Below are 25,385 nucleotides of genomic sequence, written 5' to 3'. Positions count from 1 at the left end.
TTTGTTGAAGTCCAAAGCAAGAAGAGTAAGCGTTCTAAATCGGCTGCACCCCTCCAAATCGTTGGGGTTGCGGCTCTTTCTCGTATTTTTTATTGCGACGATGGTGCTTGTGCTTTCACTGGGGTATACGTCTTATTCTGTTGCCAAGCAGACGATCGAGCGCAATGCTTTATCCTCCAGTCAGCAGACTGTTGTCCAGACTGCCGATAAGATTGATGTTGTAATGCAGCGGTTTGAGGACAATCTGGGGCAGATATTTTATAACCGAGAAATTCAGGATGCGTTCAGTAAAGTCAATCTTGAAGGTTCCAGCAGCCAAGAAATTGCGATACAGTCCAGCCAGATCGTGACTGAACTAAACGACGGGCTCTCCGGAGTCAAAGGTGTACAAGCTGTCTATCTTATACCTATGAAAGCAAGTTTGCCTATTGCTGTAGCGGGAACAAAGGATAGCGCTTTTATTGAAGGCGCAAGGGCCGCCTCTTGGTTTAAACAGCTGCAGGACAAGCCGCAAAGTCTATGGCTTACGCAAACCGTGCAAAAAGGAGATACTTCTGGAGTAATCCATTTTGCAAAATCGATTGAGGGCATTACCAAAGATGCAGGATACATAGCTGTCAGTGATATCAAGGTCAGTGAACTGGAGAGCCAGCTTAGTAAAGTGAATTTGGGAGTAGATTCCTATATTCAATTGCTAACTAGTAAGGATGAACTTATTGTTTCTTCCCTGCATCAAGGGAGTGACTCCTATTTGAGTTTAGGTGGAACGCTTCTGAATGGAGTGGGACAGACTTCGGGTTCTTTGCCGACAGTTGATGAGCAGGGCAAATCTATACTGGCGGTTTATAGTACATTAGCCAGCTCGGGCTGGAGACTGTTGGGCGTTGTGCCCTCTGAGAATCTGTTCAAAGATGCGAATCGCATTCTTCAGACCACTTATATAGCTGTAGCTGCTGCTGCGGTTGTTGCCATTCTGATTGGGCTGTGGATGGTCCGGATGGTCTCTCGACCTTTGACCCGCTTGAAGGATCTGATGTCTGAAGGGGCAGAAGGAAATCTTCGTGTGCGTACAACTGTTACTTCTCGCGATGAAATTGGGCAGCTGTCCTCTTCCTTCAATATGATGATGGAGCGTATTACAGAGCTGGTAACACATACGAATGAGACAGCGCGTGAGGTCTTAGTGACAGCAGATGCGCTTAGCATCGCATCACATAAGACTGCTGAATCAGCGAAAGACATTGCTGCTGCAACCGAAGAGATAGCCGGCGGCGCCGGCAGTCTGGCCTTGGAAGCGGATCGGGGCAATGGACTGACGGGAGAGATTTCCGAGCAGATGAATACGGTCCTCACTGCCACCCATGAGATGGATAACATGGCACATAACGTGGGGCAATCTAGTGAGGAAGGCGTCGATAAGCTGCAAAAGTTGCTGGTAAGAACGAGCTTGACTGGAGATATGACAAATACACTCGTGAGAAAAGTGAATGAACTGAAAGAAACCACGACCTCAGTAATAAAAGTTCTCGAGGTAATGAAAAGTATTACGCAGCAGACCAATATTTTGTCATTAAACGCAAGTATCGAAGCCTCTCGGGCGGGTGAAGCGGGACATGGCTTTATGGTGGTAGCTAGAGAAATACGCCAGCTTGCGGATCAATCTAAACGTAATATTGCTATTGTAGGGGACATAACAGACCGAATTATGATAGATATGAATGATACCGTGGCTGCTCTGTCGGAGGTAGCGCCGCTCTTTAAAGAGCAGATAATCTCGGTGCAGGATACAAGTAATATTTTCGAATCCGTTCAGGAGCAGATGAATCACTTTATTGCTCGTCTGGAGTCTGTGACAATGTCGATAGACGGTCTAAACCAATCACAAGGTGTGCTGTCGGAAACGATGAGCAATGTTAGTGCAGTAGCTGAACAATCTTCGGCATCTTCTCAGGAAGTAGCTTCCCTCAGTGGGGAGCAGCAAGGCGTAAGTACCCACCTGGTAGAGCTTTCCGTCAGTTTGGAGAATGCATCGCATAAGCTGAGAGAAGGATTATCGAAGTTCAGGGTTTAAGTAGAGTTTTTCGATTGATGAGTTATCTATTTTATTTAAAAAGACAGAAGCTAGTAAGTTTCCTTCTATTGGAGACTTGCTAGCTTTTTTTGGTCTATTTTTATAATGTTTACTGCTGAAAGTTGCGATTGTAGCAACGCTCCGTTCGCTGAGCGGCCGCCCAGATACTACCTTATATCCGTTTCCTATGACACAAAGACAGTCTGAGAAATATGGAGTGGGACATAATAAAGACAATAAACTCTGGTCAGGAGGCAAGGTGTTGCGTAACTTCACCCGTAAACGTATATTTGGTGGATTTCTTATTTTGTCTGCCACACTAGCAGTGTTGATCCTGAGATTGGCTTGGCTCCAATTGGTGATGAAGGATCAGACAGTTCCGGGAGCCAAATATTCATTGGCTAAGATGGCAGAGATTCAGAGTGAGCGGGAGACCGTACTGGATAGCGGGCGGGGTCGTCTCTATGACCGGAACGGTAAACCACTAGCCGGAGAAACAGTCTGGACTGCAGCTTTTTTTCCGCAGGAGGAGCTCAGGAAGGCGACGGCCCAAGAGGAAATTCAGTCCGGACCGCTGCACCGTCTTGCTGTGATCTTAGGTGTTAGCTACGAAGAATTGCAGGACAGACGTTCCGCCCTGAAGGAACCTCTGCTATGGCCCTCACAATCTGCAGAGCACCCCTTGGCACTTACACCGTCGCAAGCTGAAGAGGTGAGCGCACTAGGGATTGATGGTGTAAGTGTGCTGCCTTTTGCCCGCCGATATGACGGCAATTCAACAGGGCGGCAATGGCTTGGATATTTGTCTGAGGCGGTTGCCACATCGGAGAGTGAAGTTTCACCAACAGGTCTTAGAATTCCATTGACAGGCACTGATGGATTGGAGAAAACACTGGAGCCGCTGCTCCGGGGAGTGGGTCATACTGAGGCTTATACCCAGGTAGATGCGCGAGGCAATCGACTGCCGGGAAGCCCGATTAAAGTAAGGGCACCAGGTAATCCTTATTATCCCTTGTCTTTGTACACAACGATTGATAAGAACCTGCAGGAGGGGATTGAGAAACTGGCAGTCAAGGCGGGCATGAAAGAGGGTGCAGTAGTGGTGCTGGATACTCAAACCGGGGATATTGAGGCTATGGTATCTTTGCCCTTCTATAATCCTGACCAAATCTCTCCACGGGGTGGGGAGTGGAATAATCGGGCTCTGCAGGCTGCAATACCTGGATCTATCTTCAAAATCGTAACTGCAGCGGCTGCCCTGGAGGCTGGAGTAACCACACCCCAAGAGCAATTTTACTGCTCGGGACAATATGAGAAATATGGCTTGTCTTGTCTCAAAGGAATAGGGCATGGGCCGCTTACGCTTGCCCAAGGGTTCGCTGTATCCTGTAATACTGTATTTGCTGAGCTTGCGGAACGCCTCAGCGGAGCACAGTTGCAATCGGCTGCGCTGGCGCTTGGGCTGGGGAGAGATATCAGCTGGCAGGCTGAGGAGACGCTAGGACAACCACTGCTGAAACCGCTGGCTGGCGAGCAGCCGGGCACCATCTTTATGTCTCTGCTTCCCGATGACAGTGGAACCAGAGTGCAAACGGCGATTGGCCAGCGGGATGTAAAGGTGACACCGCTTCAGGCGGCTAATCTGATCGTGACGCTGCTGCACGGTGGGGAAGTAAGGGCACCGCGCATTCTGCAGAAAGTGAGCTTTGCCAATGGTCAGATTCTGAAGCAGCTGCCAGGTCATCTGGCGCCCTCTTTGGCAGGGAGAATATCTGCGGCTACTGCGCACCAGCTTCTTACATGGATGCGCAAGGTGGTTACAGAGGGTACTGGGAGCCGTCTGCAGCACACTCACTGGCCGGTTGCCGGCAAGTCGGGGACGGCCCAGACATTAGTCAAGGGTGTGCCGCGCAACAATCAGTGGTTTATTGGTTACGGTCCAGTAGATCATCCAAGGTATGCAGTGTCGGTAGCCGTGGAGAATGTGTCCCCAGGAGGTCCTCATACCGCGACGAAGCTGTTTGGTCAAGTACTGGATCTGTTATCCGATTCTTCCGGTGCATGAGCTTCCTCATGTTCGCGAGTCGCGAATGGTGAGACGATAAACTCTTCTTGAGGCAGAAAGATCCAGCGCTGGAGATAACCCTGCTGCAGCAGCTCTTTGATCAGGATAAGCAGAATGGGCGATAGGATTAATCCAGCTACACCAAAAGCGGATGTGGACAAAATGACGAATGAGAGCATGAGAAAAGCTGAGGAAACTCCAATGGAATTGCCGGTAATTTTCGGCTCCAGCAGTTGACGTACAACCAGTACAATTACGAGCAGGATGATCAAGCCGATTGCAAGGGAGGTATTGCCAACGATAAACAGATAGACAATCCAAGGGATTAGAATAGTTGATACTCCCAGCAGCGGCAGCACATCGAAGATGGCACAGACCAGAGCCATGGTAATTTCGTTACCACTTCGCAGAATAAACAAGCCAACCAGCACAATGGCAAAAGTAATGCTGATTAGAATCAGCTGTGCTTTTAAATAAGAACCGATCGCCTTAAATACGTTACCCTGCAAGAAGGCAAAGGCAGTCTTGAAAGTCTTCGGCATTTGGTCATGGGCGATTTTCCGCCAGTCCTTAATCTCCATACTGAGAAAAAAGGCCAAAATAATAGCGATTCCGAAATTAGCCATAAAGGAAGAGAAAGAGCCGAGAACACCGATCATATATTTGAAGAAAACGATGAGCCAGGTTGAAAGAAGATTGGTAGCATCCTTGAAATATCCGTTCACCTTAACGGTTAGATCCGGCGGCAAGCTATCGATCTTATGCTGAAGATAAGTTGTGAGTTCCACAAAATGCTGTTGGACCACATATGTATATTTTGGAAGATTATCTTGAAAGTGAAGAACCTGTGAAACAATGAGGAGGCCAGCGCCAAATAGCGTACCGAGCAGCACTATGAGAAACAGCAGGACGGATATGGCAGAAGCAAAAGGTTTCGCCAGTCCCCTTCGGTTCAATAAACGGGCCAGTGGTTCGATGAGCATAAATACAAAGAAGGATAGGAACACCGGAGCGGCTAATTGGTACAGCTTACTGAAGGCGAACATGACCAGATATACAGTAAGCACAATTAGTCCAATATCGAAGAAGGTGCGCCAATATTTTTTGTAGAGAGGCAGCATGGATATAAACGACTCCTTTTCAAATAAGTTGACAGGCGTTAACCTGAATTCATTGTACACGATTTTGCTTGAAAATCGTCTATTTCTTTGATAGCTGTGCTAAAATAGGGGGTAACGTTTTTTTGTGATACACTACATATCCGCAAAAAAGCGGAGTACCATACTCTACTTGGCCGTGTAACAGGATCTGCTTGCAGATGTAAGGCGAGCCAAAGTCAACTCTTCGAAAAGCGGGGAATTTCACATGCAGACTTTGTTGCTCTGGTTATTTTATATTTCATCATTTTATGCTTTTATTCCTGGTCTTATCAGTCGAATTTTTGGGTATCGCGTCTTTCGTAAAGGAACTGGAAGTAAGGAATTTGCGCTGACCTTTGATGACGGGCCGGACCCCAGATTCACGCCTCAATTGCTCGATTTGCTTCTGCGTTATAATGCCAAGGCTACCTTTTTTGTAGTCGGTGCCAATGCGGAGCGCTATCCGGAACTAATTCAGCGCATGCATGCTGAGGGACACCTTATCGGGATTCATAACTACGTTCACAAGACGAACTGGCTGATGCGTCCTGCTACTGTGCGAAGACAGATTGAGCGGACCGCAGATATTATTTATAATATTACCGGTGAGCGCAGCACCTATTACCGTCCGCCCTGGGGGATTGTCAACCTGTTTGACATCTCTAAGCGCCGTCAGGTACAAATCGTGCTCTGGTCAGCGATGTTCGGTGACTGGCGTGAGAAGCTTGGTTCAGATCGGCTCACCGAGAAGATGTTAGCCAGACTGAATCCAGGCGAGGTTATGCTTTTGCATGATAGTGGTACAACGCTGGGTGCTGACCCGGATGCACCGGAGCACATGCTTGTTGCCTTGGAGCGAACGCTCGAAGTGGCCCAAAGTCGGGCGTTACGCAGTATTCGTATCGATGAAATGATCAAGATGGCGGAGAATTCACCGATTCAGAAGCTTTCCTTTGGGAAACGTCTGATCGTAGGACTCTGGCTGGCTTGGGAGCAGGTATTTCAATTTCTTTTTCAACTCAAAACCATCTCTCCAGAAGACCCCTTTCTGCACTATCGGTTACGAAAGTATCAAGGCGGGCCTATTAAAATGGAGGGTGACAGTCTTCTGAACAAAGGTGATAAGGTTATTGAGCTGCATATTGATAATCGCCAGCTGTTCGAGCTGGGCATTCAATCGCGTTCTTCTGCGCAGCTAGCGATTCGGATGATCCGTCGGATGGAGAAAGATATGCCGGTACTCGCGGAGAGAATAGCCAGTGACGAAGGCCTTGCAGAGGCGAAGGCACTTTACGGTGTCAGCATGATCAATCGGGGGCCGGAGAAATTTGGCTTTACGGTACTAGATCTGCCGAACGGCTTGTTCGCCCGCTCTACCAAGTTCTATCTAAGTATATTGTTAAGTGTCATTCATCCGGCAGGTGGAGCACGGCTTAAGGAGCGGAGCGAGCTGCTTGTGCCGAAGATGATCCTGATGCCGGTCTCGCAACTGCTGGATCAGATGAATCAGCGGGCTTCACATGAGAAGACAGTGAAGAAACGTGAGCGCAAGCAAGAAGAACTGGCACTCAAGGAATCTGTAGTGGAAGCTGAACTGCCGGGTGTTACACTGGGACATTGATTTACTGCTAAATAACCGCAAGATAGACACCTTTATAATTAAGTACCGCACCATAAAAAGAGCAGTCTCACCGCTATGAATTCATTGCGGAGACTGCTCTTTTTTGTTACATATTATTGAACTCTTGATTATAGTGTGTACTAGATTTTCAGGACCGCACCATTACTTGCATTAGTAACTAGCTTGGAGTAACGGGCCAGGTAACCTGTGGTAACCTTAGGCTCGAAGCCTTTCCAGTTCGCACGGCGAACAGCCAATATTTCCTCATCCACAAGCAGTTCAATCTTGCGGTTATTCAGATCCAGCTCAATGATATCCCCATCTTCAACAAAAGCGATCGGACCACCTTCAGCTGCTTCAGGTGAGATGTGACCGATACTGATTCCACGAGAAGCACCGGAGAAACGGCCATCGGTGATTAAGCCGACTTTGGCTCCAAGACCCATACCAACAATTAGCGAGGTAGGAGACAACATTTCCGGCATACCGGGTCCACCTTTTGGACCTTCATAGCGGATAACGACAACATGTCCTTCTTTGACCTTGCCATTGGCAATACCTTCAAGTGAGCTCTCTTGGGAATCGAAGCAGATAGCTGGACCCTTATGATAGCCGCCTACGGAAGCATCCACAGCACCGACTTTGATGATAGAACCTTGTGGGGCCAGGTTGCCATAAAGGACAGACAAGCCGCCAACCTCGGAATAAGGGTTGTCCAGAGTATGGATGACGTTGGTATCCAGAATTTCATGACCCATTACATTCTCGGCAAGTGTCTTCCCAGTTACGGTCATGCAATCACCGAAGAGTGCGCCTGGTTTCTTCAACAGCTCATTCAGCACGGCACTGACGCCGCCTGCACGCTGTACATCTTCGATAAAGTAATCGGAAGCTGGAGCCAGCTTGGACAGGTATGGCACACGGTTCGCTACTTCATTAATACGTGTAAGTGGATACTCGATACCAGCCTCCTGAGCCAAAGCCAGGGTGTGCAATACGGTATTGGTAGAGCCGCCCATCGCCATATCCAGCGCAAAAGCGTTATCCAGCGATTCTCTGGTTACAATATCACGTGGTTTAAGATCCAGCTTGATCAGTTCCATCAGCTGTGTTGCGGAATCGCGCACGAATTGCTTGCGTTCTTCAGCTACAGCAAGGATTGTACCGTTACCTGGCAATGCCAAACCAAGAGCTTCAGCGAGACAGTTCATGGAATTGGCTGTGAACATACCTGAACAAGAACCACAGGTAGGACAACCGAATTGTTCCAATTCCAGCAGCTCAGCATCGTTGATTTTGCCAACGGAATGAGCGCCTACGCCTTCGAATACGGAAGTGAGGGATAACTTCTTGCCTTTGCTGTCTACTCCGGCTTTCATCGGCCCACCACTTACAAAGATGGTTGGAATGTTGACACGCAGTGCACCCATCATCATACCTGGGGTGATTTTATCGCAGTTAGGGATACAGACCATACCGTCGAACCAATGTGCGGCAACAACAGTTTCTACCGAGTCAGCAATGATATCCCGGCTTGGTAAAGAATAACGCATGCCGATATGTCCCATTGCAATCCCATCATCTACGCCGATTGTATTGAATTCAAAAGGTACGCCGCCAGCTTCACGGATTGCTTCCTTGACAATTTTGCCGAACTCTTGCAGATGCACATGCCCTGGCACAATATCAATATAGGAATTGCAGACCGCAATAAATGGCTTGCCGAAATCTTCCTCTTTAACACCGGCCGCCCGCAGAAGACTACGGTGTGGAGCTCGGTCGAAGCCTTTTTTAATCATGTCTGAACGCATTTTCTTCACTGCCATTGTAATAATTCCTCCCCAAATAAATTGCTAATAAAATATAGTGTCGCATTAACGCATTGCATTGTAAGCAGCTGCGGATATGCGGTTTATAGAAATAACGGGGTCCAGCTTCTTTTTGGTAGAAGGAGGTCGAAGCCGTTTCTATAAAAAATGAGCCAAAATAAGTATAAATTAGAACAAACGGATGCCGCATCAATAAGCGAACAAGCCATTGTTATTAGTGAGTCTATCATAAAAAGCAGCTTTTTTCTACCGGACAATGTGAAGTTTATCCCTTGATAGAGGCTACTTGCGACCGAAAAAAAAGCCCATCCCCATAGGGAAAGGCTCTGTTGAGAGTAATTTACAATGAACGTCGAATAGCAGCACGCTGCAGAGTCACCATCCAACTTACTGACGGCTCTACAAGTGGATGAAGCAGGCGTTTGACTGTCGGCTGGGCCAGCAGCACTGTCAGGCTGATCGCAGCGAGGAGAAGCAGAATAGCACCAGCGCCATTACTGACATAAGCGTACAATCCGGATATGGCTGCCAGGCGGACAACAAATCCATGGAGCAAGAAGACATACAAGGTGCGGCGTCCCCAATCGGTCATTCGGCTCACACCGTAGGGAACCCAGCCAAGGAAAGCCAGAGAAGCAGCAAGCTGCAAGCCATAGATTCCGAGACGATATAACCCTGCGTACCATTCCTGATGTCCAAGCTGCATATAGGTCATACTTCCATATAGCCAGCCAAGCGGAAGATGGGTGCCCCATATCGCCAGAATGATAAACAGAAGTACGGAAACAGTGGCGGCGGCGATTTTAGTCCATTGTTGATATAAACGGACAAGAGCGGGGAAAGAAAAGTGATAACCTATTACAAAGTAAGGTAAATATACAAAAGTACGGCTAATGCTGAACCAGACTCCATCAAGCTGTAAATAACCAACCAGAACTCCTGCTAATAATGCGAATGCTATCTGTCCTGCGGGTGCCCATTTGCCCATACCGAGCATAAGCAGACGCCAGAAGGCGTGGCTGGCCAAGAACCACAGAAGTAAATAAGGAGCGAAGAACGAATGATGAATACCGTTTACATGAAAAAGATAGGTATCCAGCAGTGAATAGAGGCTTTGAAAAATAATATACTGTAATCCGATCTGCATGAGCATTCTGCGCCCGGCAGCACCAGTCATGCTCCTTCTGGCGAAATAGCCGGTAACGAGTACGAAGAGAGGCATATGAAAGCTGAAAATCCACATATACAGACTATGCAAGCCGCTCGATGTTCCAATCAGCGGTTCAATTGCATTGCCGGCAAAAACAGTGACTATAAGCAGAAAGCGCAGATTTAGAAAAAACGTTTCTCCGCGCGCCTCCAGTGAGTTTTCTCCTAACATGTTGGCCCCTCCTTACTGCGTATTACTTTAATTTTAAAATACAATTTTCTCTGTATAATGATTGTGAATAAAGTCACATCAGAAAGCGCTATCATAGTAGCTAAATGTGGCGATGTGTTGAAGGTTGTTTGAATTCACTGATTCCTCTATAATTTTCTATATGCAACCTCCGGGAGTGGACATTATTGAAGAAAAGAATAACCAGATGGCATATCGCACTACTCATTGTGATCGTACTTGTTATAGCTGGCCTGCTATTGTGGAAATATCTAATTCCTTACGCTCCAGAGCAGAATGCCGAGACTGCTTTAATTTCCGGTGGAGGGGTTACAGTTGAGCAGAATGACAATTGGATTTCATTTGAACCTTCGATCACATTAGGTGCGGCGGTCATCTTTTATCCAGGGGCATTGGTGAAAGCAGAAGCCTATGCACCTCTGGGCAGAAGCCTTGCCGCAGCAGGACATCCTTTCTATATTGCCAAGATGCCGCTAAACTTGGCAGTTACGAAAGCTGATGCCGCAGCGGAGATTATCCGTGTGCATCCCAAGCTTAACTTTGTACTTGGTGGACATTCTCTGGGCGGCGTGATGGCCTCGCGGTATGCGGCAGATCATCCAGATCAGGTGGAAGGCGTATTCTTTCTGGCCTCCTATCCGGATGAGCGAGGAAGTCTGAAGGTAACTACTTTGTCGGTATTGTCTGTATTGGGTACCGAAGATCAGGTTATTGACAAGGATAGCTATCGCAAAGGGCGATTTCTTCTGCCAGATAATACGCTATACTATTCAGTTGAAGGTGGAAATCATGCCCAGTTTGGAAGCTATGGTCCGCAGAAGGGCGATGGAGAAGCGACGATTTCTGAGGCAGAGCAGCAGAGCCGCACAGTGCGCGTCATGCTGGATTGGCTCGGTAATCTGCGATAGGCTGGCATAATAGGAGGTGAAGAGAATGCCTTGGTTACATGTCAATCATGAGCGTATTCCCTGCAAAGGAATTCTGTTCGACAAGGATGGTACGCTGCTGGATTTGCTGGCTACATGGGGGACCTGGGCGGAACTAGTGCTGCGCGGTATGGAAGACCAGCTGACCTTGCTGGATGCTCATTTTGTTGGTGAGTTTCCCCGGCTGCTAGGCACGCAGCATGATGCTGCGGGGAGGTTAACCGGGTATGATCCTGCAGGGCCGCTATCCATGGCGACTATGGAGGAGACTTATGGAATTCTTGCTTGGCAGCTGTACGCCGCGGGTATGCCCTGGAACGAAGCTTTGAGCTGTGTAATAAACATTTCCAAGGAAGCGATGAGTGAGTTGCGTCTACGCCGTTCGGCGAAACCTCTGCCGGGCCTAATCTCTTTCCTGCAGCAGTGTGCAGGTGCATCATTGAAGCTAGCTGTCGTTACCTCGGACGGAGCCAAGACAACCCACGAGCAACTGGAGTGGCTCGGAATTGCTGATTATTTTGGAGCAGTCGTTACGAGAGACAGAGTGAATAACGGCAAGCCCGCTCCCGAAATGGCAGAATTGGCTTGCAGGGAGCTGGGACTTGCGCCCGAAGAAACTATTATTATTGGGGATAGCAATGCAGATATGCAATTGGGCAAAGGTGCCGGACTGCGTCTGGCTGTTGGAATTGCTGCCAAGGGCGGCGGGTTAGGACATCTAGTGGATGCAGATATCGTTATTGCCGACTTTAATGAGCTTCGCATCACATTCTAAAATCAAGATAATAGAAAGGATGCGCTACATATTATGAATCAAATAGAGAAATTGGCCTCCTGGATATCAGACAGTGACAATATCGTTTTTTTTGGAGGAGCAGGAACGTCGACAGAGAGCGGGATTCCGGATTTTCGTTCGGCAGCGGGACTATACCAGACTCAGCATCATTCGCCTTATCCGCCTGAAGTGATGCTGAGCCGTACCTTTTTTATGTCCTCACCGGACATTTTTTTTGACTTTTACCGCAGTAAAATGATTCATCCCGAAGCTCGCCCGAATGGTGCTCATCTGCTGCTTGCAGAGCTGGAGCGGCGACAAGGAAAGCTGAAGGCCGTTATTACGCAAAATATTGATGGCCTGCACCAGTTGGCCGGCAGTCACCAAGTACTTGAACTGCATGGTTCCATCCACCGCAACCACTGTATGGATTGCTCACACTATTACGGACTGGAGCAGGTGGTTGATAGTGTTGAAGTTGTGCCCCATTGCCCGAAATGCGGCGGCATCATCAAGCCGGATGTGGTTCTCTATGAGGAAGAACTGGATCATTCAGTGCTGATGGAGTCTGTGGAAGCTATCGCAGCTGCAGATTTGCTCATCGTCGGCGGGACTTCACTTACCGTTCACCCTGCGGCCAGTCTAATCACCTATTTTCAGGGGCGGCACACCGTACTACTGAACAGGGACCCGACTCCTTATGACCATCAGGCTGATCTTATTATTACCGACCGGATCGGTGAAGTAATGAACGGTGTGCAGAAGATTTTAAAGCTATAGTTGAGCAGGAATAACGGGGGCTTAGATTACAATGGCTGTCACTGGTTTAAAATAGGGTAAGCAGGATACAGAGTCATGAGAGGCAGTGATGTGTTCGATGGTATATGTGGCAAGCGACGAACGGTACGAAGTGATGCGTTATAACCGTTGCGGTAAGTCCGGCCTTAAGCTTCCAGCGATTTCCTTGGGTCTATGGCATAACTTCGGTGGAATTGATACTTATGAGAATGGACGGGACATGATAACCCGTGCATTTGATCTAGGTATTACCCACTTTGATCTCGCCAATAATTATGGCCCGCCTGCCGGTTCTGCAGAGGAACTGTTCGGCAAGGTACTTGCCAGAGATCTGGCCCCTTACCGTGATGAGATGGTTATTTCAACGAAGGCGGGATATTATATGTGGCCCGGCCCCTATGGGGAATGGGGTTCACGGAAATATGTACTCGCAAGCCTAGATCAGAGTCTGAAGCGGCTGGGTGTGGAATATGTCGATATTTTCTACTCTCATCGGCCTGACCCGGAAACCCCGCTTGAAGAAACGATGCTGGCACTGGATCATACTGTACGCTCTGGTAAAGCTTTATATATAGGATTGTCCAGCTATAGTGCCGAGCAGACCACTGAAGCGGTTGCCATACTGAAGGAACTGGGCACACCGCTCTTGATCCATCAGCCTAGCTACTCCATGCTCGATCGCTGGATTGAGGGTGGCCTGCAGGATGTACTGGAGGAGAATGGTATCGGCAGCATCGCTTTTATGCCACTGGCGCAGGGGCTGCTGACCAATAAATATCTGAATGGCATCCCCGAGGGTTCAAGAGCGGCCAAACCTGCGACAGCGCTTAGCGAGAGTCGGATAACTCCAGAGGTGCAGCGCAAGATTAGAGCGCTGAATCAACTCGCGGCTTCGCGCGGCCAAAGTCTTGCTCAGCTTGCGCTGGCCTGGACCCTGCGTGGCGGAAAAATCACTTCAGCGCTGATTGGGGCTAGCCGGGTTAGCCAGATTGAAGAGAATATAGCTGCGCTGACTTATACGGAATTTACACATGAAGAGCTGGAACGGATTGAGACAATTCTCAAGACTGAGAATGATGTTTAATTTGTTGTTATAGCATATAAGCACAACATGGCAGGATAACAGCCCGGTTCCTCAGGTATAGGAGACGGGCTGTTGCTGTACAGTCGAACAGGAGCATCTTACTAAGCCTCAATCAGCTTGCCATTAATCCCCATGCCGGGCCGTTGTGATACGGTATGCTGTGGGTGATTGGGCACAAAACCGCTTGAACTGGCGCGAGAAATACAAAGCATCGGTCAGACCAACGGATGCTGCAACCTGCTCCACTGAGAGCTCAGGACGTTCCCGCAGCAGCTGGCGGGATTTCTCGATGCGCAGCTTCAATAGATAGGTTACAGGTGATATACCGGTCTCCTGCTTGAATATACGGGACAGGTAGGCACGATTATAGCCAAGGCTGCCGCACATTTGTTCAATGGAGACTGGATGCGCATACTGGGCGGCCATATAATGGACCATTTGCTTCACGGTCCGCTTGACCTGCGATTCCGCTCCGGGAAGACGGGAGAGGGAAGAGAGACGTTCAGCCGCTTCACCAACAATAAGGTACAGATACCCAAGAGACGTCAGGTCGGAGCTCTCTTTGTGAGCATAGAAGGTTTGCATCATGCCGGAAAGGGCTCCGGGAATGATACTATTCTCTGTGGTGGTCAGGACGGGTTGTTTGGGCGTGAAGCCGGTCTGCAGCACAAGATCGTCAGCATCACTACCGGTAAATGCTGCCCAGCGGTAATGCCAGGGTTCCTTCTTGTCCGAGATATAGCTGACCAACTGGCCTGGATGGATCAGGAAGCAGTCCCCTGCACCTAATTCATATTTACGCTGTTCTGTGCGGAAGATTCCAGATCCTGATTCAATAAAGTGCAGCAAATAATAATCGTAAATTTTGGGTCCTGCCTGATGTGTCGGGAGCGTCTGGCTCTCGCCGGCAAACAGTACATGCAGACTTTGCTTGTCATAATACACAGGATTTGATCCTACGGAATAGGTGTGTTCCATTTATGGACAGCCTTTCTGGGAATATTAATTTCTTTATTATACAAAGGTAAGTCACATTTATCCATACATTACACACATGATTGCATTATCAGAGCAAGTCTGATTTTATTATAATATAATCATGAAGGCAGCAATACTTAATCCCCAAACAGTGAAAGGATGAAGTGACATTAATGAGCATACAGGAACTTAACCGTAAATTTATCGAGAAGTATGGAGAAAGCGAACAAGAGGCACAGGTATTTTATGCACCGGGTCGGGTTAATCTCATCGGAGAGCATTTGGATTATAACGGAGGGTACGTGCTGCCAGCAGCGCTGGAGTTTGGCACAACGCTGATCGTGCGTCCGCGCAGTGACACTAAAATAACTTTTGCAACAACGAATTTTCCTTATGAAGCCACTCTTGATTACAGTGAAATTGGTCAGTCCAAAACGGGGGAGTGGATCGACTATCCAGTAGGCGTAATGGTGGAATTGAAAAAAACGGATCATCCCGTATCCAAGGGCTATGATCTATTATTCCATGGTGACATTCCGAATGGCTCAGGACTTTCCTCCTCTGCTTCGCTTGAGGTTGTTACGGCCTTCGCTTTTCTGACAATGGAAGGCGGAGATACAGATACAGTTGAGATTGCTCTACTGTCTCAGCGTGCAGAGAACCATTATGTGGGTGTGAATTCGGGAATTATGGATCAGTTCGCGGTGGCCAACGGCAAGCGGGATCATGCGATTCTGCTGATGTGCGATACTCTGGAATATGAGCTGGTACCTTTCGTGACTGGTGCTTACAAGTTGGTTATCGGCAACACAAACAAGAAGAGAGGCCTTGTAGACTCCAAATATAATGAACGGCGCCAGCAGTGTGATGAGGCACTGTCTATTCTGCAGCAAGAGATTCCTTCACTCTCCTTCCTAGCAGAGCTCAAGCGTGATCAATTTGAAGCGCACCAAGGCAAGATTACGGACGAGACGGTTCGCAACCGCGCGCGTCATGTCGTGGAAGAAAATCAGCGGGTACTTGATTCTGTGGAAGTACTGAAGAAGAATGACCTGGTGCAGTTTGGGAAATACATGAACGATTCACATGCTTCACTACGCGATCTGTACGAGGTTAGCTGTGTTGAATTGGATATCATGGTAGAAGAAGCACAGCGCATTCCGGGTACACTAGGTTCGCGTATGACGGGTGCGGGCTTTGGCGGCTGCACAGTGTCACTGGTACATGAGGATGATGTAGAGCGGTTTATCCGCGAAGTAGGAGAGGCTTATACGACAAGATCCGGACTGGTTGGCGAGTTCTATGTATGCGGCATCGGCAATGGTGTTGAACAACTGAAGGGAGTGAAATAAGATGGCGATTCTAGTAACGGGTGGTGCAGGGTATATTGGTTCTCATACAGTAGCAGAGCTGCTGAAACGAGGCGAGGAAGTTGTGGTCATCGACAATCTGCTGACAGGGCATCGTGAAGCGTTGCTGGGCGGGAAGCTGTACGAAGGTGATCTGCGCGACAAGGAGCTGTTGGCCAAGCTGTTCTCCGAGAATGAGATTGATGCAGTGATCCACTTTGCAGCTAGTTCTCTGGTCGGGGAGAGTATGACGGACCCTGTAAAATATTATGACAACAACGTATATGGCACATTATGTCTGCTAGAGGCGATTCAAAAGGCTGGTGTAACCAAGATTGTATTCTCCTCCACAGCTGCAACCTACGGCGAGCCGGAAAAGGTGCCAATCGAGGAAACGGACCGCACTGAACCAGCGAATGTGTATGGAGAAACCAAGCTGACCATGGAACGCATGATGGCCTGGTTCGATAAAGTATTGGGAATCAAATACGTAGCTTTACGTTACTTTAATGCTGCAGGTGCACATGAAAGCGGCAAAATTGGCGAAGACCACCGTCCTGAGAGCCATCTTATTCCGCTGGTACTGCAAACCGCGCTGAAGCAGCGCGCCAACATCGCTATCTTCGGAGAGGACTATCCGACTGAAGACGGAACCTGTGTGCGCGACTACATTCATGTCAGCGATCTGGCTGATGCCCATGTCCGTGCGGTAACCTACCTGCGCAGCGGTAGTGCCAGCAACATTTTTAATCTCGGCAACGGACTTGGTTTCTCGGTTAAACAAGTGATAGAAACGGCCAAGAAGGTAACGGGTCTGGAGATTCCGGTAGTCATTCAAGAGCGCCGTGGCGGAGACCCTGCTGTGCTGGTAGCGTCCTCCGACAAAGCCCGTACTATCCTAGGTTGGAACCCGCAACATGCGGATCTTGAGGATATCATTCAAAGCGCCTGGAACTGGCATTCTGCCAATCCACAAGGGTATGGGGAGAATTAAAATGCCTAAAGAGAACGAAACTACGCCCGCCACACAGAAGGCACTATATGCGATTGAACAGCTGGTGTTATTCGCTCTGCATCAGAGACTTATCGCTCCGGCAGACCTTGATTATAGCCGCAATGAGTTGCTGGAACAGTTCGGATTTAGTGAGCCTTACGCAGAGGTATTTGATCAAGCGCCACTGGATAGTCCTCAAGCGCCACTGGACGCCCTGATTGATTATGGTTTTGAAATCGGACTGATCCCTGAGAACAGCGACACTTACCGTGATCTGCTGGATGCCAAAATTATGGGGTTACTGCTGGCCAGACCTTCTGCAGTGAATGCTGAATTCAATAGACTGACGGCTGAACAAGGAATTTCTGCAGCAACCGACCGCTTTTATAAACTAAGCATAGATTCCAACTATATCCGTATGGACCGTATCTCGAAGAATGTCTACTGGCTGCAGGATTCGCCCTATGGAGACATCGAGATGACGATCAATCTGTCCAAGCCTGAGAAGAACTCTAAGGAAATCGCTATGGCCCGCCTGCTTCCGCCACCGGTCTATCCGAAATGTCTGCTCTGCCGTGAGAATGTGGGTTATGCCGGAAGGGTTAATCACCCGCCGCGCCAGAATCTGCGCATCATTCCGTTGGAGCTGAATCAGGAGAAATGGTTTTTCCAGTATTCACCTTATGTGTACTACAATGAGCACTGCATCGTGTTCCATCATGACCATGTGCCGATGAAGCTGACTAAGGATTCTCTTAAGCGCCTGCTAGGCTTTGTGGAGTCTTTCCCGCATTATTTTATTGGCTCCAATGCTGATTTACCGATTGTGGGCGGCTCGATTCTGACACATGATCACTTTCAGGGCGGGCGTCATACGTTCCCGATTCAGAAAGCACCTAAAGAGGATACTTTTACCCATCCTGCGTATCCAGGTTGTAGCCTGAGCATAGTGAAATGGCCAATGTCCGTAATGCGCCTGAACGGAGAAGATCCAGCGGTTCTATTGGAATGCGGAAATGCGATTTATGAGGCATGGAAGGTTTACAGTGATCCGGAGGCTGAAGTGCTTGCTTTTAGTGAAGTTGAGGGAGAAAATTTGCCTCATAATACCGTTACGCCTATTGTACGACGGGGAGATGATGGCAGCTTCGAGATGGATCTTGTGCTGCGCAATAACCGGACCAGCGAGTTATATCCCGAAGGGATTTTTCACCCGCACCGGGAGATGCATCATATCAAGAAAGAAAATATCGGCCTGATTGAGGTCATGGGACTGGCCATCCTGCCGGGACGCCTTAAGGAAGAGCTTGATGCCATTGCTGGTATTCTTGCCGGAGATACGGCTGTGTATGAGGCTGTGAAGAGCGAGACGAACCATCCTCTTGCGCAACATGCAGCCTGGGCGCAAGAACTGGTGGAACGATTTGGTATGGCACTATCCCGCGAGGAAGCCATCACAATTGTACAGAATGAGGTTGGCATTAAATTTACACATATCCTTGAGCATGCTGGTGTTTATAAGCGGACACCGGAAGGCCAAGCAGCTTTCCGGCGATTCGTGAAGAGCTTCGGTGTTAATGGCCTATAACATATGCCTCTGTCATTTGATTATGGTACTAGAAATCGCTCTTGTTGAAACGGTGCTGTCATGAGACCGTTCCCGGGAGCGATTTCTTTATTGTTCGGCGTGCCCAGAGGCACGCATTATCTAGTTGGTGAAAGTCCAACCCAAGGAGGGGCCAAGCCACCTTGGTAGCTAGGATGCTTGCACATGGAGAAATCTGTGTGTAAAAGCGCATCGACAAAAGTACCTGTCAGAGACAGGGCGAGCGACAATCCAGGCCGCAACATGAAGTGAATCCTGCCGCGTCGTCAAAAAGGCCCTGCAAAGGGGAAAAGAGGGTGCCGAGTCTCGAGAATATAGACGAAGGCCATGGAAACTGTGCAGAACTTGGGACAACAGTGAAGAATCCTCCGGCGTATAGGGAACGGCATGGGTTTGAAAGATAATGCAGTGAACTGGGGAGACCCTCCCCCACACGAATTTTTTTTTTTTAGGAATCCGTAAAGAGACGCTCTATAAGCCCAAAAGACGAAGTGAACCGTCTGTGGGAAGGGAGTCCGAGGGGCTCATAGTACCGAAGAACCTAAGGACAACATAACCTTAGGGAGGGAAGGAGCCCTGCTTTGTTTATGCTTTTGGAGGAGGTACGAGTGAGTGAATGCCAACCGGCTAACGACACCCAAGGAAAAAGTTCAACAACTCCAAGAAAAGCTAGGTCATGCGGCCAAGGCGAACAAAAAGCGTAAATTCCATGCATTGTATGACAAGATCTATCGGTGGGATGTACTGTGCGAAGCGTGGAAACGAGTGAAAGCCAATAAGGGGGCCGCAGGAGTAGATGCCGTGACGCTAGCAGATATTGAGGAACAAGGAGAAATACCGTTTCTCAAGGCCTGTGAGCGAGAGCTTAAAGAAGGCAACTACCATCCGCAACCTGTACGGCGACACTATATCCCGAAGAAGGATGGCAAGCAAAGGCCATTAGGTATACCCACTGTGCGGGATCGAGTCCTACAGATGGCAACCAAACTAGTGATTGAGCCTATCTTTGAAGCTGACTTTGAGGAAGTATCCTTCGGGTTTCGCCCGAAACGAAGTGCTAAAGGGGCGTTGGAACGTATTCGTAAAGCCTGCAACCGTAAAGGGAATTGGGTAGTCGACGTCGATATCCAAGGTTACTTCGACAACATTAATCAAGAGAAGCTTATGAAATTGGTGCAGATGCGTATCAATGACAGGAGGATACTGAAATTAATGAGGAAGTGGCTACAAGCGGGAGTTATGGAAGAAGGAACGGTAAGACGCTCGGATTTAGGGACTCCGCAAGGAGGCGTGATTTCACCGCTCCTTGCGAATATCTATCTAAATTACTTCGACCAACTGTGGGAGAAACACGGAAAAGGAGTAGGGGAGCTCACAAGGTATGCAGACGACTTTGTAGTGGTATGCAAAACCAAGAAGGACGCGGAACATGCGTATGAGCTCATACGCAAAATTATGGAGCGTTTGGAGTTAACCCTACACCCGACCAAAACCCGCATTGTTGGATTATGGACGGGAGACGAAGGATTCGACTTCTTAGGGATGCATCACCGAAAAACCAAAGCAGAAACCTCCCAAGGTAAGGTGTACTACACCACCCAACAGTGGCTAACGAAAAAGGCAGAGGAACGCATTCGAGAGGTGGTCAAAGAAAGATTAGCACCCCCGAGCATGCGCTCGAAATCGTTTGCGGAACAGGTAAAATGGCTCAATCCAAAGATCCAAGGATGGAGAAATTATTACTACACGAACTACAGCCAAAAAAGATTAGCCAAGTTGGACTGGTATATTTTGCAGCGATTAACCCGGTGGCATGCCAAGAAAAGACAACGCAGAAGATGGATGGGTTCACTCTCAGAGGTTAGATATATTGCCGTCCAGTATGGACTTAAAACGCTATTGTAAACTGCATGCCCATGAATGACGAACATCGGAAAGCCGTATGAGGGAAAACCTCACGTACGGTTTGATGAGGAGGGGCTGAATTTGTTCAGCCCTTTACTCTAGCCCGACGAGAGTCCATTTGAAAGCTGCAAACTAGAAGTCTATAATATGAAAGGCATCACATTAATGATTTAACGGAGGCTGCACATATGCGTAAATTTGAATTTTATAATCCTACTAAGCTGATATTCGGACAAGGTACGCTCGAAGCCTTGAAGATTGAAGTACCGAAATTCGGAAAAAATGTACTTCTGATGTATGGCGGCGGCAGTATCAAACGCAGTGGCTTGTACGATAAAGTAATGGCTCAATTAAATGCCATTGGTGCAGTAGTTACCGAACTGGCCGGAGTAGAACCGAATCCTCGACTGTCGACAGTACATACTGGAGTAGAATTATGCCATGAGCATAATATCGACCTTATTCTTGCCGTTGGCGGCGGAAGTGTGCTGGATTGTGCCAAGGCAGTTGCGGTAGGTGCGAAATACGATGGCGACATGTGGGACTTTGTAGAGCGCAAGGCGGCTCCACAGGGTGCGCTGCCACTGGGTACTGTGCTGACAATGGCGGCTACCGGCTCTGAAATGAACAATGGCTCTGTAATTACGAATGAAGTGACTCAGGAAAAAATGGGCTGGGGAAGCGTTCATGCGTTCCCGGCATTCTCTATCCTAGATCCCGAGAATACCTTCTCGTTGCCACGTGATCAGACTGTCTATGGAATGGTGGATATCATGTCGCATGTTCTGGAGCATTACTTCCATACCGATGGCAATACTACGGTACAGGACGGTTTCTGTGAGACATTGCTGCGCACGGTTATCGAGACTGCGCCAAAGCTGATCGAAGATCTGAATAATTACGAATTGCGCGAGACAATCATGTATTGTGGTACGATGGCGCTTAATGGCATGGTCAGTATGGGTTTTGCCGGAGATTGGGCTACCCACAATATTGAGCATGCAGTATCGGCCGTATACGATATTCCGCATGGTGGAGGTTTGGCTATCCTGTTCCCGCAGTGGATGAAATATAACATCAGCACGAACCCAGCCCGTTTCCGCCAGCTTGCGGTAAATGTGTTCGGTATTGATTCTGCCGGCAAAACTGATGAAGCGATCGGCCTTGAAGGCATTGAAGCTCTGCGCAGTTTCTGGGACTCCATTGGTGCGCCCAAGGTCTTAGGGGATTACGATATTGATGATAGCGAGATTGGGAATATGGCCGACAAAGCGGTTCGTTTCGGACCGTTCGGTAATTTCCGCAAGCTTGAGCGCGAAGATGTTGTAGAAATTTACAAACTGGCTTTGTAAAACATAGGAACTGAAGGATTAAGGAGTGCTGTCCCAAAAGAAGTATTTGTCACGTATGAGACAGCCATTTGCACTTCAGAGCTGTTTAAAGCTAAAAACGAGCCAGTCTCCCGATTATTGGAGTCTGGCTCGTTTTCGTTTTTGATCCGTAGTGGCCTGGGTTAGCGGTTATTTTAATTCCCAAAATATTCTATGGAAGAAAACCCAAAGATTGTGAAACCAGGGACGCATTCGATACGTTTACAGTAGTATGACAGTCCGGAATTAAGACAGGAGGAGAAATTTATGCTAACGCTGTATTTGGGCTGCTTGGCGCTGGGCGTCATTTTTGCCATTGTCAGCGTTTTGGTGGGGGATCTGATCGGAAATGCACTGGGTGGGATCTTTGATCTGCTGTCCTTTGATTTCCTCAATTCCACTGTTCTGGCGGGGGGAGTGACCGTATTTGGCGGAGTAGGTATTCTACTTACACGCTACAGTAGGCTGGATACCGTACCAATCATGGCCCTTGCCCTGCTGAGCGCCGTCTTTATAGGGGTGCTCCTCTACCTTGGAGTTGTGAAGACGATGGACAAAAGCGAGGTGTCTAATGGCTTCTCCATGCGGGACCTGCCCGGGAAGATTGGGGAAATTACGGTCCCTATTCCCGCAAAGGGCTATGGCGAGATTATGGTGAAGTTCGGCGCAGCCAATAGTCTCCATACGGCGGCAAGCTTCGAGCACCACTCCATCCCAGTCGGGATGAAGGTTGTTGTAGTGGAAGTGCGTGAAGGCGTTGCTCTTGTAACTGAATTCGAAGATAGAAGGGGAGAGGATTTTTGATGTATTTTGGCATACCTGATTATATGTTTATTCCTGCAGTAGTAGTTGCTGTGCTGTTTGTGTTGGGGTTGGCCTTCTGGGCCCGCTTCAAAACCGTAGGACCGGATGAAGGAATGATTGTTACAGGCGCTTTTTTAGGCAAAAATCATCTTTCAGATGACGGATCGGGTCGGAAAATCAAAATTGTACGCGGCGGTGGGACTTTTATTTTACCCATATTTCAGAAAGCGGAATTTATGTCGCTGCTATCACACAAACTGGAAATCACAACGCCAGAGGTATATACCGAGCAGGGCGTTCCCGTTCTCGCTGATGGTGTCGCTATTATCAAAGTAGGCAGTTCTACAGAGGATATAGCTACGGCGGCGGAACAATTTATGGGTAAGCCTATCGAATCTCTAAAGAGCTCGGCGCAGGAAGTATTGGAGGGACATCTCAGAGCTATTCTGGGTACGATGACCGTAGAGGAAGTTTATAGTAATCGTGACCGATTCGCACAAGAGGTACAGGGAGTAGCGGCACGGGATCTCAAAAAAATGGGCTTGCAGATTGTTTCTTTTACGATCAAGGATATTCGTGACAAGCATGGTTATCTTGAAGCGCTGGGCAAGCCGCGTATTGCGGCAGTGAAACGGGATGCAGAAATTGCCGAAGCGCAGGCAGTACGTGATTCGCGGATTCAGAAGGCTGCGGCGGAAGAGGAGGGCCAGAAGGCAGAGCTGTTGCGCGATACGAACATTGCCGAAGCCTCCAAGGAGAATCAGTTAAAGGTTGCTGCCTTTAAGAGAGATCAGGATACAGCCAAGGCGGAAGCGGATCAGGCTTATTTTATTCAGGAAGCACGCGGCAAGCAAACCGTTGTCGAGGAGCAAATGAAGGTGGAACTGGTTCGTAAGATGCGGGAAATCGATTTGCAGGACAAAGAAATCTTGATTCGCGAGAAGCAATATGACGCTGAGGTGAAAAAGAAGTCTGAGGCTGACCGTTACGCAGTAGAGCAGGCAGCAGAAGCTGATAAGTCGAAGAGAATGCGCGAGGCAGACGCGCTTCAGTACAGTATTGAGACGCAGGCAAAAGCAACGTCGGCACAGAAACGTCTGGAGGGTCAGGCTGCAGCTGATGCTGAGTTAGCTAAAGGTACGGCAGATGCCGAGGTTATCCGTTTGCGTGGATCAGCAGAAGCCGAGGCTAAGGAAAAGCTGGCTGAGGCGTTCCAGAAATTTGGTGAAGCTGCGATTCTGGATATTATCTTAAAAATGCTGCCTGAACTGGCCGGTCAGATTGCCAAACCACTAGCTTCTATTGATAAATTGACTGTTGTTGATACTGGAAATGGTGCAGGCGCAGCTCGGGTAAGTAACTATGTGACTGAACTGATGTCAACCGCACCTGAAATGCTGAAAAGCGTATCCGGCATTGATGTGGAGGAACTGATCCGGAGTCTGACACATAAATCTTCAGGAGTGCTGGCAGGCAGCGCAGCTCTTGCTGTGCCAGCTGCACTAGCGAATTCGTTGTCAACACCAGTTGTGCCGACACAAGCTTCGAGCCGCCCACTGGAAGGGCTTGGAGAGTAACTTAAGGAAGTACAGTAGACAAGGATACGATTTGGTTATTATTGCTGCCCTCTTTTTAACAGACTCCTTGAAGTTATGGCATTAGCACATGTATAATCTACTCGTGCCGCTTCATTAATTCGGGCTACTGCCGGAAGTCGGGTATTCAGAAATAAAAGAGGTGTCAAATGTGAGCAGCATAACAGTGGCCAAGGTATTGAATAACAATGTTATTATTGCTGAACATCCCCAATATGCAGAAGTAGTAGTTATCGGTAAGGGCATAGGCTTTAACCGCAAAACGCGCGATCGTATAAACCTATCCTCCGTGGAGAAGATGTTTATTCTCCGCAGTCAGGAAGAGCAGGAGCAATATAAGCAGCTCGTTCCCCAGGTGGATGAGAAATTGATAGAGGTTGTTCAGGAAATCATTCTTTATATTATGCAAAATAGCAATCAACAGTTGAATGAACATATCCACATTGCACTCACTGATCATATTGCATTTGCGATTCGGCGCCATGGGCAACATATTGATATCCATAATCCTTTTCTCTATGAGACGAAGGAGATATATCCTGATGAATATAATATGGCGGAATTTGCGATCCGACGCATTAATGAGACTATGGATGTGAATTTGCCTGCGGATGAGATTGGTTTTGTAGCGCTGCATATTGTCAGCGCAATCAGCAATAGACATATCTCTGAGGTGAAGCAGCATTCCTTGCTGATTGGAGATCTTGTTGGATTAGTTGAGAATAATCTGGAATATCATGTCCCACGCGAATCGCTTGATTATTCGCGGCTGGTTACCCATTTGCGGTTCGTTCTGGAGAGGCTGCGCCGAGGAGAGACCGTACGAGAGACCTCCTCCCTGGACGGCCTCATGAAACGTGAATATCCCGAAATGTACATGTTGGCCTGGAAATTGACGAAGGTTATCGAACAACGGGTACATATGCCAGTGTATCCGGCAGAGGTAAGTTATCTGACCATTCACCTCCAGCGACTTGCCCAGAAGAAAGAGGATGAAGTTGATCTAGGAACAAGTGGTGGCACACAATAAACATTCTACAAAGGTATTGCAACTTCAAATAATCGGTGCTACAATGA

At 48.3% G+C, this 25,385-nt stretch carries 20 protein-coding genes; 15 read left to right on the top strand and 5 right to left on the bottom strand.

What is annotated here, in order from left to right; translation table 11 throughout:
• Positions 1-4: 4 nt before the first annotated feature.
• Complete coding sequence (locus H1230_RS24070) at positions 5-2,071, top strand: methyl-accepting chemotaxis protein (protein WP_239712381.1); 2,067 nt, start codon at positions 5-7, stop codon at positions 2,069-2,071.
• Positions 2,072-2,333: 262 nt separating this feature from the next.
• The gene (locus H1230_RS24065) at positions 2,334-4,136 is read left to right on the top strand and encodes a peptidoglycan D,D-transpeptidase FtsI family protein (RefSeq protein WP_239712380.1); all 1,803 of its coding nucleotides are present in this window, start codon (positions 2,334-2,336) and stop codon (positions 4,134-4,136) included.
• Here the strand turns inward: H1230_RS24065 and H1230_RS24060 are convergent.
• Positions 4,097-5,257, bottom strand: coding sequence for an AI-2E family transporter (locus H1230_RS24060; RefSeq protein ID WP_239712379.1), 1,161 nt, complete (start codon positions 5,255-5,257; stop codon positions 4,097-4,099). The two genes, H1230_RS24065 and H1230_RS24060, sit on opposite strands and share 40 nt — an antisense overlap.
• A gap of 244 nt (positions 5,258-5,501) precedes the next feature.
• Between H1230_RS24060 and H1230_RS24055 the strand changes: the two genes are divergently transcribed.
• Complete coding sequence (locus H1230_RS24055) at positions 5,502-6,896, top strand: polysaccharide deacetylase family protein (protein WP_239712378.1); 1,395 nt, start codon at positions 5,502-5,504, stop codon at positions 6,894-6,896.
• A gap of 140 nt (positions 6,897-7,036) precedes the next feature.
• On the opposite strand, the gene ilvD is transcribed toward H1230_RS24055, so the two are convergent.
• Positions 7,037-8,722 carry a dihydroxy-acid dehydratase gene (ilvD, locus tag H1230_RS24050; RefSeq protein WP_239712377.1) on the bottom strand — a complete coding sequence of 562 codons (1,686 nt, stop codon included), beginning with the start codon at positions 8,720-8,722 and terminating at the stop codon, positions 7,037-7,039.
• Between the two features lie 343 nt (positions 8,723-9,065).
• Positions 9,066-10,106, bottom strand: coding sequence for an acyltransferase family protein (locus H1230_RS24045; RefSeq protein ID WP_239712376.1), 1,041 nt, complete (start codon positions 10,104-10,106; stop codon positions 9,066-9,068).
• 185 nt (positions 10,107-10,291) lie between these two features.
• Here H1230_RS24045 and H1230_RS24040 point away from each other — a divergent pair, with 185 nt between their 5' ends.
• The 4 genes from H1230_RS24040 (at position 10,292) to mgrA (ending at position 13,707) form a co-directional block, all read left to right on the top strand.
• On the top strand, positions 10,292-11,032 hold the full coding sequence (locus H1230_RS24040) for an alpha/beta fold hydrolase (RefSeq protein ID WP_239712375.1): 741 nt from the start codon (positions 10,292-10,294) through the stop codon (positions 11,030-11,032).
• Positions 11,033-11,057: 25 nt separating this feature from the next.
• Positions 11,058-11,825: an HAD family hydrolase gene (locus H1230_RS24035; RefSeq protein WP_239712374.1), complete on the top strand. Its 768-nt coding sequence runs from the start codon at positions 11,058-11,060 to the stop codon at positions 11,823-11,825.
• 33 nt (positions 11,826-11,858) lie between these two features.
• Positions 11,859-12,605: an NAD-dependent protein deacylase gene (locus H1230_RS24030; protein ID WP_239712373.1), complete on the top strand. Its 747-nt coding sequence runs from the start codon at positions 11,859-11,861 to the stop codon at positions 12,603-12,605.
• 97 nt (positions 12,606-12,702) lie between these two features.
• Positions 12,703-13,707, top strand: coding sequence for an L-glyceraldehyde 3-phosphate reductase (gene mgrA / locus H1230_RS24025; RefSeq protein ID WP_239717533.1), 1,005 nt, complete (start codon positions 12,703-12,705; stop codon positions 13,705-13,707).
• Positions 13,708-13,830: 123 nt separating this feature from the next.
• Here the strand turns inward: mgrA and H1230_RS24020 are convergent, their stop codons facing one another.
• The gene (locus tag H1230_RS24020) at positions 13,831-14,685 is read right to left on the bottom strand and encodes an AraC family transcriptional regulator (protein ID WP_239712372.1); all 855 of its coding nucleotides are present in this window, start codon (positions 14,683-14,685) and stop codon (positions 13,831-13,833) included.
• A gap of 173 nt (positions 14,686-14,858) precedes the next feature.
• Here H1230_RS24020 and H1230_RS24015 point away from each other — a divergent pair, with 173 nt between their 5' ends.
• The 3 genes from H1230_RS24015 to H1230_RS24005 are packed head-to-tail and all read left to right on the top strand — an operon-like array spanning position 14,859 to position 18,616.
• A complete protein-coding gene (locus H1230_RS24015) occupies positions 14,859-16,037 on the top strand; it encodes a galactokinase (RefSeq protein ID WP_239712371.1) in 1,179 nt (392 codons plus the stop codon).
• A 1-nt stretch (position 16,038) separates the two neighbouring features.
• Positions 16,039-17,028 (top strand): UDP-glucose 4-epimerase GalE, encoded by a 990-nt coding sequence (gene galE / locus H1230_RS24010; protein ID WP_239712370.1) that lies wholly within the window; start codon positions 16,039-16,041, stop codon positions 17,026-17,028.
• Position 17,029: 1 nt separating this feature from the next.
• Entirely contained in the window at positions 17,030-18,616 is a 1,587-nt protein-coding gene (locus tag H1230_RS24005) for a UDP-glucose--hexose-1-phosphate uridylyltransferase (protein WP_239712369.1), read from the top strand.
• Between the two features lie 116 nt (positions 18,617-18,732).
• Here H1230_RS24005 and H1230_RS24000 read toward each other — a convergent pair whose 3' ends face one another.
• Positions 18,733-18,879, bottom strand: coding sequence for a hypothetical protein (locus H1230_RS24000; RefSeq protein ID WP_239712368.1), 147 nt, complete (start codon positions 18,877-18,879; stop codon positions 18,733-18,735).
• 367 nt (positions 18,880-19,246) lie between these two features.
• Between H1230_RS24000 and ltrA the strand changes: the two genes are divergently transcribed.
• From ltrA to glcT, 5 genes are all read left to right on the top strand, one after another.
• Complete coding sequence (ltrA, locus tag H1230_RS23995; RefSeq protein WP_239712367.1) at positions 19,247-20,539, top strand: group II intron reverse transcriptase/maturase; 1,293 nt, start codon at positions 19,247-19,249, stop codon at positions 20,537-20,539.
• 188 nt (positions 20,540-20,727) lie between these two features.
• A complete protein-coding gene (locus H1230_RS23990; protein WP_239712366.1) occupies positions 20,728-21,891 on the top strand; it encodes an iron-containing alcohol dehydrogenase in 1,164 nt (387 codons plus the stop codon).
• A gap of 285 nt (positions 21,892-22,176) precedes the next feature.
• Positions 22,177-22,713, top strand: coding sequence for an NfeD family membrane protein (locus tag H1230_RS23985; protein ID WP_239712365.1), 537 nt, complete (start codon positions 22,177-22,179; stop codon positions 22,711-22,713).
• Complete coding sequence (locus H1230_RS23980; RefSeq protein ID WP_239712364.1) at positions 22,713-24,290, top strand: flotillin lipid rafts scaffold protein FloT; 1,578 nt, start codon at positions 22,713-22,715, stop codon at positions 24,288-24,290. The genes H1230_RS23985 and H1230_RS23980 overlap by 1 nt, the downstream gene beginning before the upstream one ends.
• A gap of 169 nt (positions 24,291-24,459) precedes the next feature.
• The gene (gene glcT, locus H1230_RS23975) at positions 24,460-25,338 is read left to right on the top strand and encodes a glucose PTS transporter transcription antiterminator GlcT (RefSeq protein WP_275590957.1); all 879 of its coding nucleotides are present in this window, start codon (positions 24,460-24,462) and stop codon (positions 25,336-25,338) included.
• Positions 25,339-25,385 lie beyond the last annotated feature (47 nt).

Source organism: Paenibacillus sp. 19GGS1-52 (assembly GCF_022369515.1).
Classification (GTDB): domain Bacteria; phylum Bacillota; class Bacilli; order Paenibacillales; family Paenibacillaceae; genus Paenibacillus_AQ.
The sequence above is the reverse complement of the archived record's forward strand: the minus strand, read 5'-3'. Positions and strand labels throughout refer to the sequence as shown.

Excerpts from the sequence above, each read along its gene's own strand:
- H1230_RS24035 (WP_239712374.1), top strand. The coding sequence starts at position 11,058 with ATGCCTTGGTTACATGTCAATCATGAGCGTATTCCCTGCAAAGGAATT.
- H1230_RS24020 (WP_239712372.1), bottom strand. The coding sequence starts at position 14,685 with ATGGAACACACCTATTCCGTAGGATCAAATCCTGTGTATTATGACAAG.
- mgrA (WP_239717533.1), top strand. The coding sequence starts at position 12,703 with ATGGTATATGTGGCAAGCGACGAACGGTACGAAGTGATGCGTTATAAC.
- ilvD (WP_239712377.1), bottom strand. The coding sequence starts at position 8,722 with ATGGCAGTGAAGAAAATGCGTTCAGACATGATTAAAAAAGGCTTCGAC.
- H1230_RS24060 (WP_239712379.1), bottom strand. The coding sequence starts at position 5,257 with ATGCTGCCTCTCTACAAAAAATATTGGCGCACCTTCTTCGATATTGGA.
- H1230_RS24045 (WP_239712376.1), bottom strand. The coding sequence starts at position 10,106 with ATGTTAGGAGAAAACTCACTGGAGGCGCGCGGAGAAACGTTTTTTCTA.
- H1230_RS24030 (WP_239712373.1), top strand. The coding sequence starts at position 11,859 with ATGAATCAAATAGAGAAATTGGCCTCCTGGATATCAGACAGTGACAAT.
- galE (WP_239712370.1), top strand. The coding sequence starts at position 16,039 with ATGGCGATTCTAGTAACGGGTGGTGCAGGGTATATTGGTTCTCATACA.
- H1230_RS24005 (WP_239712369.1), top strand. The coding sequence starts at position 17,030 with ATGCCTAAAGAGAACGAAACTACGCCCGCCACACAGAAGGCACTATAT.
- H1230_RS24055 (WP_239712378.1), top strand. The coding sequence starts at position 5,502 with ATGCAGACTTTGTTGCTCTGGTTATTTTATATTTCATCATTTTATGCT.
- H1230_RS24015 (WP_239712371.1), top strand. The coding sequence starts at position 14,859 with ATGAGCATACAGGAACTTAACCGTAAATTTATCGAGAAGTATGGAGAA.
- H1230_RS24000 (WP_239712368.1), bottom strand. The coding sequence starts at position 18,879 with ATGTTGCGGCCTGGATTGTCGCTCGCCCTGTCTCTGACAGGTACTTTT.
- H1230_RS23990 (WP_239712366.1), top strand. The coding sequence starts at position 20,728 with ATGCGTAAATTTGAATTTTATAATCCTACTAAGCTGATATTCGGACAA.
- H1230_RS23980 (WP_239712364.1), top strand. The coding sequence starts at position 22,713 with ATGTATTTTGGCATACCTGATTATATGTTTATTCCTGCAGTAGTAGTT.
- H1230_RS23985 (WP_239712365.1), top strand. The coding sequence starts at position 22,177 with ATGCTAACGCTGTATTTGGGCTGCTTGGCGCTGGGCGTCATTTTTGCC.